Origin of the sequence: Acinetobacter sp. EKM10A (assembly GCF_011075215.1) — a bacterium.
Taxonomy (GTDB): domain Bacteria; phylum Pseudomonadota; class Gammaproteobacteria; order Pseudomonadales; family Moraxellaceae; genus Acinetobacter; species Acinetobacter baumannii.
The window spans coordinates 101891-114470 of the sequence record NZ_JAALLK010000005.1 but is presented as its reverse complement, the minus strand read 5'-3'; the positions used below and the strand labels follow the sequence as shown (position 1 = coordinate 114470).

The window sequence follows — 12580 nt, the reverse complement described above, 5'->3', positions numbered from 1 at the left end:
TGATGGGAAGAGATTATGAATCAGGAGATTTACAAATGACCAAATATTTTAAAAATCGCCATAAAAAAAGCGACTCTAACGAGTCGCTTTTTTACTGTTCAAGAACTCAAATTATTGAGCTGCTGCAGGAGCTGCCGCTTCTTGACCAGGTTGAACTACTACAGTACGGCTACCAGTGATTGTCGCGAATACACGACGGTTCATAGCACGACCTTCTTTAGTTTTGTTGTCAGCAATCGGTTGATCCCAAGCGAAACCTTGAGTAGACAAACGAGAAGCGTCAACGTTGTATTCGTTTACAAGAGCTGATTTAACAGAGTTAGCACGAGCTAAAGATAAACGTTCGTTCAACTTACGTGGACCAGTGTTATCTGTGTGACCTTCGATACGTGCAGTAGCGTTAGGGTATTCAGATAATTTTTCAGCAACTTTAGCAATTTCTGGCTTGTATTGGTCTTTGATGTTTGATTTGTTAGTATCAAAGAACACACGAAGTTCCATGTTAAGGTCTTCAGTTAACTCTTGTGGTTGTGGAGCAACTGGAGTTGGTTCAACTGGAGCAACTTCTACTACAGGAGCAGCAGGCTTCAAGTGACCACCAAGAACTACGTTTAAGCCAGCAAGAGCTGTATAGTTCCAGAACTCTTCATCAGCATTATAAGTAGCACGAGCTTCAGTACGAAGAGATAAAGCATCGTTTAAGCGCCAGAAAGCACCAACACCAGCGTTACCTAAAGTACCTTCTTCTGAGTTACCACGTGTACCACGGTTTACGCCATCAAAGTCGTATTTATAGTGACCAGCACCTAATAATACGTACGGCTTGATTTTGCTGTCGTAGTTTTTAGTAATTAAATCAGAAGTAACATAGAAGTTACCGTTGATTTGTTTTTGTTTATATTCAGCACCAGCAGAAGCGCCGTCTACGTCGCCTTTAACTTGGTTATATTCAGCTTCGAAACCTAACCATGGAGTTAACTCGATACCAAGAGCTGCACCAACGAATAAATCGTCTTGTAACTCAGGTGAATTAGTTAAGTTACCATCTTTACCGCCATTGTTGTGTTGGCTGTCTTGGAAAGTGTAACCAAGCAATAATGGAGTAACTGTTACGCCAGCATTAGCAGCAGCTAATGGAGCAGCAACAAGCATAGTAGCAAGTGCAATACGACTCAATTTCATGGATATCCTCCAGAGATAACAATTGTTGTTCAAGCTCAGCCTAAATTTATTGGCCCCTGAGATATTTTTTTACCCCAGTATTATTTTTAAGCTATTCACATTTGAATCATACAAACACTTGATAGACTTTCCAAGTGCTTGATAATTTTAATCAAGTAAATTATTGACAAAATTACTTACAATTTCCGTTGTAATTCGGTAATTTTTTACCCAACTAGCAAATATGAACAACTTCTTTGTTTCGCTTGCCGTGATTTTACCAGTATTCTAGCCGACTGATAACCCTTATTTAATTTTGTGTTTCCTCATTATAAAAAATAATATAAATCATTGTCAGAAAACATAAAATTGCTCTATTTATACATATATTAAGGTTTTTTAATGTTTAAATCTCCTGGTTTTACTATAGTTGAGCTCACTATAACACTCGTAATTCTTGTGATTATGTCAGTTATAGCCATTCCTTTATACCATCAATTTATGGCATCTGTAGAACTAAAAAATACGCCGCGTATACTCACAATTCATATACAAAAAGCCAAATATGACGCAATTATTAGGCATAAGAATGTTGTTCTTTGCCCAAGTTCTGATCAATTGGTCTGCAATACGAATTGGGATAACCGCGTAATCAGCTTTGTAGATAATAACCGTAATCTACAGCATGATTTAAATGAAGAATTATTGACCTCTATAGATCTTAACCATCACTACGGTTCTATGAAATTACAACGTTTTGGAAAAAAACAAAATAGTATTATTTTTCAAGGTAGTTCTGGACTACCCATCGAGTCGAATGGCAGTTTTATCTATTGTTCTTATGACCAGCTTAAAAACTTTAAATTAATTCTTAGCAAAATGGGCCATGTACGCTTAGAAGAGCTTAAAAATTGTTAGAACTCTACAGTCTAATGCAGAAGCTAACCCGTTCTTCATTTTGCAATATACTGCTTAGGTTTTAAACATTTCTTATTTTGAGATTAAGAACAATCGGAGATTACAACAATGACTGACATCGTAATTGTTAATGGTGCTCGTACTGCTATGGGTGGTTTTCAAGGATCACTATCAGGACTAACTGCTCCTGAATTAGGAGCGGTAACAATTAAAGAAGCAATCGCACGAGCAGGTTTACAGCCTACAGATGTCGAAGAAGTCATTATGGGTTGCGTACTACCAGCGGGTTTAAAGCAAGGCCCTGCTCGCCAAGCCATGCGTAAAGCAGGTTTACCTGATTCAACAGGAGCTGTGACAATTAATAAACTTTGTGGTTCAGGCATGAAGGCAGTAATGCAAGCGACTGATATGATTAAAGCAGGAAGTGCTGAAATTGTAGTTGCCGGTGGTATGGAGTCGATGACCAATGCGCCTTATGTATTACCCAAAGCACGTGCGGGATACCGTATGGGCCACGGTGAAATTAAGGACCATATGTTCTTTGATGGCTTAGAAGATGCTGAAACTGGACGTTTAATGGGTTCATTTGCTCAAGATATGGCAAATACACGTGGTTATACTCGTGAGCAAATGGATGACTTTGCAATTCGTTCTTTAAAACGTGCTCAAACTGCGATTACTGAAGGCTATTTCAAAGATGAAATTGTACCTGTTAATGTTTCTACCCGTAAAGGTGATGTCATTGTCGATCAGGATGAACAACCCTTAAATGCCAAGATTGATAAAATCCCATCCCTTAAACCAGCTTTTGCAAAAGACGGTACAATTACTGCTGCAAACGCGAGTTCAATTTCTGATGGTGCTTCTGCACTAGTTTTAACATCGAGTGAAGTTGCAGCACAGCGCGGCTTACAGCCACTTGCAAAAATCATAGCCACTGCGTCAAATTCTCAACATCCTTCAGAATTTACAATTGCTCCTGTTGGCGCTATTGAAAAAGTACTTAAAAAAGCAGGTTGGAATGCTCAGGACGTTGACCTTTGGGAAATTAATGAAGCTTTTGCTATGGTAACGATGTGTCCAATTGATGATTTCAAACTTGATCCAGAAAAAGTCAATATTCATGGTGGAGCATGTGCACTTGGTCACCCTGTAGGATCGACAGGTTCTCGTATTATTCTTACGCTTATTCATGCGCTTAAACGTACTGGTGGTAAAAAGGGTGTCGCTGCTCTTTGCATCGGCGGCGGAGAAGCAACAGCTGTTGCCATCGAAATTTTTTAACTAAAGCCTTTTTTAAAATCCCACTTCGGTGGGATTTTTTATGAAAAAACTCTTTGTACACGACAAAAAAAGATAACTCATTGAAATAATGGCATAATACTTGTTTTCTGACGACGAATATGATGACACATTTCAATGAGTTACATCTCATCTTAAACAAATATCTAAAGTGGAACAAGTCACATGCAAAATGTTTTACACTGATTATGCTTGCATTAATTGTAAAACAGACATGTAATCTTTCTTCTGCATCTAAAGCCTTACCCATCAAGTGCTTACCACAATCATTTTATCGACGTATACAACGCTTCTTTGCAGATCAGTATTTCGATTATCGTCAAATTTCTCAGTTAATTTTCAATATATTTTCATTCGATAAAGTCCAATTAACTTTGGATAGAACTAATTGGAAATGGGGAAAACGAGATATCAATATCTTGATGTTAGCCATCGTCTATCGTGGAATAGCGATACCCATTGTTTGGACATTGCTCAATAAACGTGGAAATTCAGATACAAAAGAGCGTATTGCTTTGATTCAACGCTTTATCTCCATTTTTGGTAAAGATCGTATTGTGAATGTGTTTGCAGACAGAGAATTTATCGGTGAGAAATGGTTTACATGGTTAATTGAAAATGACATTAACTTCTGTATACGTGTTAAAAAAACTTCATTGTGACCAATCACTTAGCCAAGAATCATAAAATTAGTGATTTATTTCGTCATCTTCAAGTTGGTCAAACTGAATGTCGTAAACGACGTATTTGGGTTGGTCGAGTGAAACTGTATATTAGTGCGCTACGATTAGAAGATGGAGAACTTTTACTTGTTGTTTCTCCTATGTTTAATGCTTCTGCTATTCGTGATTATGCATTACGCTGGGAAATCGAAACGTTATTTAGTTGTCTCAAAGGACGTGGATTCAATCTTGAAAATACTCGTTTAACAGACCCTAGACGAGTCAAGAAATTGATAGCAGTGCTAGCTATCGGTTTCTGTTGGTGCTATTTAACAGGTGAATGGCAACATGATCGGAAAAAAGCGATAAAAATAAAGAAGCATGGACGACTTTCAGTAAGTTTATTTCGCTACGGTTTGGACTATGTTCAAATGGCTATTCTACGTTTGATTGGTTTTGGAAAAAAAGAAGAATTTAAGAAAGTGCTAGCAATTTTAAGAAAGAAAAAGCCTGATAGGACAAGGGTCCTATGAAATTTGTCGTGTACAGAGTAATTTTTTAATTAAAATCGAGTATTCTTAGCGCCAAATTTTTGGACATATTAACTATGGCGCTTAAAGCAACAATTTATAAAGCAGATCTGAATATTGCCAATATGGATGACCATATTTATGGCGATTATCAACTGACGCTTGCCTTACATCCTTCTGAAACTTTAGAACGATTAATGGTTCGTGTCATGGCTTTTGCACGTTTCGCAAGTGATAGCCTTGAGTTTACCAAAGACCTTTTTGAAACCGATGAGCCTGCACTTTGGCAAAAAGACTTAACAGGACAGTTAGAAACCTGGATTGAAGTTGGTTTACCGTCTGAAGATAAAGTGAAAAAAGCCAGTGCCCGTTGTAAAACTGTGGCAATTGTCGCTTATGGTTCACAAGTTGAAGATTGGTGGAAGAGAAACAGTAAAATTAAAACATTGAGTAATGTTCAAGTTTGGCAGCTAGCACCTGAAAGTACAGCAGAGTTAGAGCAGCTTTGTGAGCGTACCATGCAGCTTCAGTTAAATGTTATGGACAATGAATGGACTTTGTTAAGTGACAAGGGCCAAGCGAATGTTGTGTGGACCCAATTACAGTAAAACTGAAAAGCGCAACAAATTTTACAAATTCACTTGTTAGACTAAAGATCAAGTCTGAGCTGTGAAATTAAACGAACGGGAATATTATGATCACTGAATTAGAAATTATCGATTTAAAAGTAGGCGAAGGTAAAGAAGCGGTTAAAGGTGCCTTAATTACGACTCACTATACAGGTTGGTTAGAAGACGGCACTAAATTCGACTCTTCCCTTGACCGCGGAAATTATTTCGAGTGTGTCATTGGTACAGGCCGTGTGATTAAAGGTTGGGACCAAGGCATTATGGGAATGAAAGTTGGCGGAAAACGTAAACTTATGGTTCCTGCTCATTTGGCTTATGGTGAACGCAAAATGGGTAAAATTATTCCGGCAAACTCAAATTTGATTTTTGAAATTGAATTATTTGATGTAAAAACTCGCGATGATTGAAATCAAACCGTTTAGAGCTCGACTTTATCTATAAGCTTTAAATATAAATATATTCGATATTTATATTTTAGCTTTTTAAATATTTAAGATTATTTTCAGTTTATTTAATTATAAAGGTGAACTGAAAAACTGTTCTGTTGGGGCAGTTTGAACTTAAGGACTAAATAAATGTGAAATTTAGTTCTTAAGTTTAAATTTCACATAAATAATCTATATTGCTATTGAGACGCTATTTCATGATTACCCGCTTTGCATCTCCTTTGTTGAACCTCACGCTTGGCTTGGCTCTAGCAGGCTTGTCAGGTATGGCATTAGCTAACCCTCCTAAAATAGATGCTTCAACACTTACGGTCATTGGGTATCATGAAATTACCGATACTAAAAATGCCTTAATTCCTCAATATGCGGTCACCACTCAACAATTTACTGAGCATGTCGATTGGCTGCAAAAAAATGGCTTCCATTTTATTACCGTAGACCAGTTGATCCGTGCTCATCAAGGCAAGGCAGCACTTCCAACCAAGCCAGTTTTATTAACTGTAGATGATGGTTATCAGTCTTTCTACCAAAATGCATATCCTGTTATTAAGGCTAAAAAAATCCCAGTGGTACTTGCGGTAGTGGGTTCATGGTTAGAGCCAAAAGCAGGGCAGAAAGTCGATTTTTCGGGTGAAGAAATTCCACGTGATAAAATCTTAAGCTGGGGTGAGCTCAAAGAAATGCAAGATAGCGGGTTTGTTGAAATCGCAAGCCATAGCTATCATTTACACCGAGGTATTACAGGCAACCCGCAAGGGAACTCTGAGCCAGCGGCAACGACACGTTTTTATGATGTAAAAACTAAAACTTATGAAAATGACAGCCAATATCAGGCTCGTATTTATAATGATTTAAAAAAGAATAATCAGCTACTTAAAGAGCATGGTATACGTTCACCACGTATTATGGTGTGGCCATATGGTCGCTATAATATGCAAACGGTCCAAATTGCTAAAAAGCTTGGTATGCCAATTACCATCACGCTTGATGATGGCGCAGACCATGCGAAACAATCTCTACAAAATATGAGCCGTATTTTGGTAGAGGGCGGAATGAGTACTAATGATTTGGCTCAAGAGATCAAGAACCGTGAATTAAACTTAACGGATAACAACCGTCCGCAAAAAATCATGCATATTGATCTCGACTATATTTATGATCCGGATCCGCAACAACAAGAACGAAATTTAGGTCACTTGTTAGATCGAATTAATGCGATGGGTGTAAATACAGTTTATTTGCAGGCATTTTCAGATCCGGATGCGAATGGTTCTGCCGATATGGTATATTTCCCGAACCGTCATATCCCAATGCGTGCGGACTTGTTTAACCGTGTAGCATGGCAAATTCAAACCCGTACGCCTGTAAGCCGTATTTATGCTTGGATGCCTTTATTGGCTTGGGAATTACCAAAAACTGATCCGGTATCAAAAGATTTAGTCGTGACAGAGCAGGCAAAAGCTGGTGAACACTTAAATATGGGGTATATCCGTTTAAGTCCGTTCTCACCAGAGGCACGCCAAACTATTCGTGAGATTTATCAAGATTTGGCTAAGTCAGCATCTTTCAATGGAATTTTATTCCATGACGATGTCACATTATCTGATTATGAAGATGCAAGCCCAGATGCATTAAAAGCTTATGCGAAACAAGGCTTACCAACAGATTTGGCAAAAATCCGTGAAAACGATCAAGATTTGCAAAAATGGACCGCATATAAGACAAAATATCTAGATGATTTTGCAATGCAACTTGTTGAAGACGTGCGACAATATGAACCGTTCTTGCTTACAGCTCGTAACTTATATGCGCAAGTTGCCTTAAAACCATATGCGGAAAACTGGTATTCACAATCGCTTGAAGAGTCATTAAGACGTTATGATTTTACGGCTATTATGGCAATGCCTTATATGGAGCAGGTCGATAACGCCGATCAATTTTATAAAGACATGATTGATCGCGTGAAAAAATATCCAAACGGCATTAAGAAAACAGTTTTTGAGCTACAAGCAACAAACTGGCGTAACAACGAAAAGGTACCGTCAACTGAAATGGCAGCAACAATTCACTCACTCTATCAGCAAGGTGCAATGCACGTTGCATACTATCCAGATGACCCAATCAAAGATCATCCGGACGTGAATGTGATGCATAAAGCATTTGCTGAAAAATCATCTCGTCTTGTGCCATAGGCGAGGCTGAAACATGACAATCTTTGCTGCTATATGGTCGCATGCCTTAAAATTCGTTTTCTATTATCCATTATTTATGTCGTATTTATGGATGATTGGCGCGATCATTTTCTATTGGAAGGAACGTAAAGCTCCGCCTTATGATCAGCCAGCTCCATTAGAAAGCTATCCTAAAGTTGCTGTGCTTATTCCTTGTTTTAATGAAGGGGATAATGCAGAGGAAACGATTACTCATGCTTTAAAATTGGATTATCCTCATTTTGAAGTGATTGCGATTAATGATGGCAGTTCGGATAATACAGGTGAAGTGCTGGATCGGTTAGCTGAACAACATGAAAAACTCCGTGTTGTTCATCTTGCACAAAACCAAGGTAAAGCCATGGGGTTGCAAGCTGGAAGCTTAATGACCGATGCCGAGTTTTTAATTGGTATTGATGGTGATGCTTTACTTGACCCGCATGCAGCAAAGTGGATGGTTCGTCATTTTCTTCAAAATCCGACTGTTGCAGCCGTGACGGGTAACCCGCGTATCCGTACCCGTTCAACTTTATTAGGTCGTATTCAGGTTGGTGAGTTTTCTTCGATTGTCGGCATGATTAAACGTGCTCAGCGTACCTTTGGCCGTTTATTTACCGTATCTGGTGTTATTACCGCTTTTCGTAAGAGCGCTGTTCACCAAGTGGACTATTGGTCACCTAATATGTTGACTGAAGACATCGATATTACTTGGAAATTGCAACGTGCCGGCTGGGACATTCGTTTTGAACCGAATGCCTTGGTTTGGATTTTAATGCCTGAAACTTTAAACGGATTGTGGAAACAACGTTTACGTTGGGCAATGGGTGGAGCGCAGGTATTAATTAAAAATATTGATGTGTTCACCAAACCAAAATTGAATTTTTTATGGCCTTTAATGTTTGAGCTTTGCTTAACTTTAGTCTGGTCATATTTAATGCTGGCGATGGCTTTGTTGTGGTTGGTACATTTTATTTTACCGGTCCCTGCATTAGCCGTTGTGAGCTCTCCATTTTTACCGTATGGTAGCGGTATTTTATTGGGGGCAACCTGTCTCATTCAGTTTGCTTTAAGCAAATGGATGGATAGTCGTTATGAACCGCATCTAGGAAAAAACTATTTCTGGATGATCTGGTATCCATTGGTCTTTTGGCTAATCACCATCTCGGCAACTATTGTGGCATTTCCAAAAGTCTTACGACGTGGAGATGAGAAACGTGCGCGTTGGGTGAGCCCGGATCGGGGCATTCGTGGATGAAATGCAAGAGTCATGAGATTTTAAAGATCGTGCTGTATTGATGTCTGGGGAAAAACCACAGCACTTCGTTAGGTAAAGAGAAATGAAGACAAATTCGTTGATTATTGATTTACGCCGTCAATTGCCATGGCATAAACGCTATGCTTCTACAACAAGCACAGCCATGATGTGGGCGGCTTGGTTGTTGTTGTGGCGTCCATTCGTGTTTATCTGGGTATTGGCTGAGCTGCAAAAAACTCATTTAGTACATCGTTTGTTCAGTGCATTCGGTGTAGGTATTGAACATGGTATTACAGCGCTGATTGCTTGTGCAGTCGGGTTGCTACTCTGGAGTCATGTATTGCCTGAACGCCGTGTAGAAGGTAGTGAACTTAACATGAAACAGACAGATGACTATGCGCGCTATTTTGATTTGCCTGTGCAAGAAATTGAGCAGGGCCGTAGCCAAAAAATTACGGTCGTTCACCATAATGAATTTGGTAAAATCATTAGAGTTGAATAAAGTACATTTATAAAAGAAAGCCCACATCATGTGGGCTTTCTTTTACGCTAATTTCGGTATATCCATAAGTTTTAAACTGTAGAGCGCAGTGCTTGAGTAGGACTTATTTACCTTTAAAAACAGGAGGTCTTTTTTGCAGCATGGCGAAAACACCTTCTTGAACATCTTCTGTTGTGAGTAAAGGTTGAAGATGGTTTTGCAGTTGGTTAAAAGCCACTTTGTAACCTTCATTGACTGCCTCACGAGCAGAGGCGAGGGTCGCTTTTACAGCAAGTGGTGCAGCTTGCGCGATATGTTCAGCAAGTTCTATGGCACGTTTAAGCTCTGTACCTTCTGGGGATATTTCTGTAATGAGGTTCATATCAAAAGCTGCTTTGGCATCAAAAGAGTCACCAGTGAGCAAATAGCGCATGGCTTTGGCCCAACCTGCGGCTTGAATAAAACGTGCAGTTGCTCCGCCAAAAGGTAAGATGCCACGTTGAACTTCCATTTGAGCAAATTGGGTATTTTCACTCGCAATCGCAATATCTGCGTTGAGAAATAATTCTATACCAGCGGTATAACAATAACCTTGTACTGCCACAATCAAGGGTTTACTAAGCTTGCGGCCTACAGTGCCCCAAGGGTTAATTTCGTTTTCACTAAAATCAAACACACCCGTAGCGAGTTTAGGCTGTAACTCAACTAGGTCTAAACCTGCTGTAAAATGGTCACCGTGAGCAAAAACAATCGCACAGCGCAGGGCGTCATTATTTTCATATTCGGTGAGCGCTAGTGATAAGTCTTTAATCATGTGACTATCAAAGGCATTACGTTTTGCTGCCCGATCTAAGCCAATTAAAAAAATATGTCCGCGAGTTTCACGGCTGACTTTTCCTTCTTGATTTGACATATTTTCACGCTCTTTATTTGTCTTTCATTATCTTTTAAACAATCATTTAAAAACTAGCAAATAGAAATTGTTAGCGACTCGATCAGTATTTCTTTTGTCTATCTATTGAAATAAATCAATTTCATGCGAACAGGATAAATCCTTAGACAAGGTCATTTTCCATGATTTATTTAAATTAGCAGTTTGCTTCGCTTTATATTTTTCTCATAATACGCTGTCAAATTGATCTCAATAAGCAGCTTCTCTTATGTCACCTCTAGAAATTTTCGCGGTCTTAATTAGCCTCATTGGAGTTGGATTAACGGTAATCCGTAATATGTGGTGCTGGCTGTTTAATTTCTTTGCTTTTGTCCTATATGCCTATTTGTTTTACGAATTTAAGCTTTATGGCGAAACGATTTTACAATTCTTTTTTATGGTCGTAAATTTTTATGGCTTTTACTATTGGCTCAAAGGAAAGCAGCAAGATCATGACATTCGAATTGAGCCTATTGCAGTTCAAACAGCTATCATTCAAATGATTATTGCCGCGGTAGGTGGCTTAGTCTTTGGTTTGGTGCTTAAAAACTTTACCGATGCAGCAGTGCCAATGCTTGACTCACAGCTTGCAGCATTTAGTTTGCTTGCAACTTACTGGACCAGCCGAAAGCATATTGCGACATGGATTCTTTGGGTATTTGTCGATATTGTTTATGTCGGCATGTTTATCTATAAAGATCTGTTTTTAACTTCAGCCTTATACGCAGCCTTTGTATTAATGGCAGCTTATGGTTGGTATCAATGGGAAAAGGTTAAAAGAAAGCAGAACTTAGGTGCTGGGCAGCTTTAATTAGGAGAATAAGCATGTTGTTGAGTTTAGATGCTTATAAACAACAACAGTTTGATCAAATTGCTGCAAAAATTATAGCTGAGCCTGCAAAATATATAGATTTTAATTCAGTATCGGATTTTTATAACGCTGCTTGGCTCAAGGACTTTCCACAAGGGACCCAAGTCTCTGCGACAGGTTTAGATGATGGGGCTGAAGAGTTTTATGCCGTAGTACAGTTTAAACAGCAGTACTTAAAGTTTGATATTAAAGAAAATCATTCAACACTGAGTTTTCAGAATATGAATGGTGAAACTTTTAAGTGTAATTTTTAATTGAAGAAATAAGAGTATTAAAAAAAGCGACTTAACGTCGCTTTTTTTAATAGATAAATTTTGAAATTTTGTCTGCCGTTGAGATGACTAGAGCAGCGATATCTTCTTTAAAGGTCTTCTCATCATAGGTGGTAATTGGACAACTGACTGAAAGGACAGCCACCATTTTTCCATTTGATTGTTTGAAAATAGGAGCAGCACAAGCAGCCATGTCATGGTTGTAATGTCCCCAGCTCACCATCGACTTTTGAGTTTTTACATAATTCAATTTTTGCAATAACGCTTTTAAACTGGTTGGGGTAAGTTCTGAGTAACTATCCCAGTCATTAAAATTGCGATAGCGTTGTCGTACTTCTGCCTCTGGTAAATCTGACAATAACATTTGACCAATAACTGTAGCATGGGCAGGCCAGCGAGTACCTAAACTAATATTGCTGGTAAACGTACCCATAGATTGAACGTTATTTACAAAAACAATGTGTGTACCTTCTAAAACGGTCAGGTGTACTGCAAGTTTGGTCTGGTCACGTAGTTCTTTCATTAAAGGCGTTGATAAATCAAGTAATGAAAGCTTTGATAAACTGTTAAAACCCAGCTCCATAACTTTTGAATCAAGCGCATATGTTTTTTGTGAAGCTTTTCTTAAGTAACCGCAAGCTTCAAGTGTATAGATAAGCCGAAATGCACTAGAACGGTTCACTTCCAAAATTTCGGCAATTTCTGTAATCGTCATTTCTTGTGCTTGTTGATTAAATGCTTGCAAGATGGCTAAACCACGCACAAGCCCTGGTACTAAATACCGATCATCATTTTTTGTTGTTTCTGATTCTTGCGAATCTTCTTCAATCTCTAGGCTCATTCGTGTCGTTTTCCTATAAATAAAACAGGGTTCGAATTGGGGCATTATGCTTTATTTTAGAACTATTGTAA

Annotated in this window: 13 protein-coding genes; 10 read left to right on the top strand and 3 right to left on the bottom strand. The window is 38.6% G+C overall.

All coding sequences use genetic code 11. The annotated features are described in order from the left end of the window. Positions 1-111: 111 nt before the first annotated feature. Positions 112-1182 (bottom strand): outer membrane protein Omp38, encoded by a 1071-nt coding sequence (gene omp38 / locus G9371_RS08690; protein WP_000777880.1) that lies wholly within the window; start codon positions 1180-1182, stop codon positions 112-114. Between the two features lie 381 nt (positions 1183-1563). Here omp38 and G9371_RS08685 point away from each other — a divergent pair, with 381 nt between their 5' ends. The 8 genes from G9371_RS08685 to pgaD all read left to right on the top strand — a co-directional run bounded on the left by G9371_RS08685 (position 1564) and on the right by pgaD (position 9615). Continuing rightward, positions 1564-2079 carry a GspH/FimT family pseudopilin gene (locus G9371_RS08685; protein ID WP_000477151.1) on the top strand — a complete coding sequence of 172 codons (516 nt, stop codon included), beginning with the start codon at positions 1564-1566 and terminating at the stop codon, positions 2077-2079. A 108-nt stretch (positions 2080-2187) separates the two neighbouring features. Further along, positions 2188-3363, top strand: a complete 1176-nt coding sequence (locus G9371_RS08680) for a thiolase family protein (protein WP_029424634.1) — start codon at positions 2188-2190, stop codon at positions 3361-3363. 122 nt (positions 3364-3485) lie between these two features. Beyond that, positions 3486-4576, top strand: a protein-coding gene (locus G9371_RS08675) for an IS4-like element ISAba33 family transposase (RefSeq protein WP_125625403.1) whose coding sequence is annotated in 2 segments (ribosomal slippage) — positions 3486-4026 and positions 4026-4576 — 1092 coding nt in all. Because the reading frame shifts where the segments join, the coding sequence is not laid out codon by codon here. Between the two features lie 74 nt (positions 4577-4650). Then, positions 4651-5181: a YaeQ family protein gene (locus G9371_RS08670; protein ID WP_001185269.1), complete on the top strand. Its 531-nt coding sequence runs from the start codon at positions 4651-4653 to the stop codon at positions 5179-5181. A gap of 86 nt (positions 5182-5267) precedes the next feature. Next, positions 5268-5609 carry an FKBP-type peptidyl-prolyl cis-trans isomerase gene (locus G9371_RS08665; protein WP_000627259.1) on the top strand — a complete coding sequence of 114 codons (342 nt, stop codon included), beginning with the start codon at positions 5268-5270 and terminating at the stop codon, positions 5607-5609. Between the two features lie 236 nt (positions 5610-5845). Then, the gene (pgaB, locus tag G9371_RS08660) at positions 5846-7840 is read left to right on the top strand and encodes a poly-beta-1,6-N-acetyl-D-glucosamine N-deacetylase PgaB (protein ID WP_000632823.1); all 1995 of its coding nucleotides are present in this window, start codon (positions 5846-5848) and stop codon (positions 7838-7840) included. Positions 7841-7853: 13 nt separating this feature from the next. Beyond that, positions 7854-9113, top strand: a complete 1260-nt coding sequence (gene pgaC / locus G9371_RS08655) for a poly-beta-1,6-N-acetyl-D-glucosamine synthase (RefSeq protein WP_000151613.1) — start codon at positions 7854-7856, stop codon at positions 9111-9113. A gap of 82 nt (positions 9114-9195) precedes the next feature. After that, on the top strand, positions 9196-9615 hold the full coding sequence (gene pgaD / locus G9371_RS08650) for a poly-beta-1,6-N-acetyl-D-glucosamine biosynthesis protein PgaD (protein WP_000856365.1): 420 nt from the start codon (positions 9196-9198) through the stop codon (positions 9613-9615). Positions 9616-9718: 103 nt separating this feature from the next. Here the strand turns inward: pgaD and G9371_RS08645 are convergent, their stop codons facing one another. Next, complete coding sequence (locus G9371_RS08645; protein WP_002060135.1) at positions 9719-10507, bottom strand: crotonase/enoyl-CoA hydratase family protein; 789 nt, start codon at positions 10505-10507, stop codon at positions 9719-9721. A 247-nt stretch (positions 10508-10754) separates the two neighbouring features. Between G9371_RS08645 and pnuC the strand changes: the two genes are divergently transcribed. Further along, a complete protein-coding gene (gene pnuC, locus G9371_RS08640) occupies positions 10755-11336 on the top strand; it encodes a nicotinamide riboside transporter PnuC (protein ID WP_000074694.1) in 582 nt (193 codons plus the stop codon). A gap of 14 nt (positions 11337-11350) precedes the next feature. Then, positions 11351-11650, top strand: a complete 300-nt coding sequence (locus tag G9371_RS08635; protein WP_000927114.1) for a hypothetical protein — start codon at positions 11351-11353, stop codon at positions 11648-11650. A gap of 46 nt (positions 11651-11696) precedes the next feature. Here the strand turns inward: G9371_RS08635 and G9371_RS08630 are convergent, their stop codons facing one another. Continuing rightward, a complete protein-coding gene (locus G9371_RS08630; RefSeq protein ID WP_002060120.1) occupies positions 11697-12509 on the bottom strand; it encodes an IclR family transcriptional regulator in 813 nt (270 codons plus the stop codon). Positions 12510-12580 lie beyond the last annotated feature (71 nt).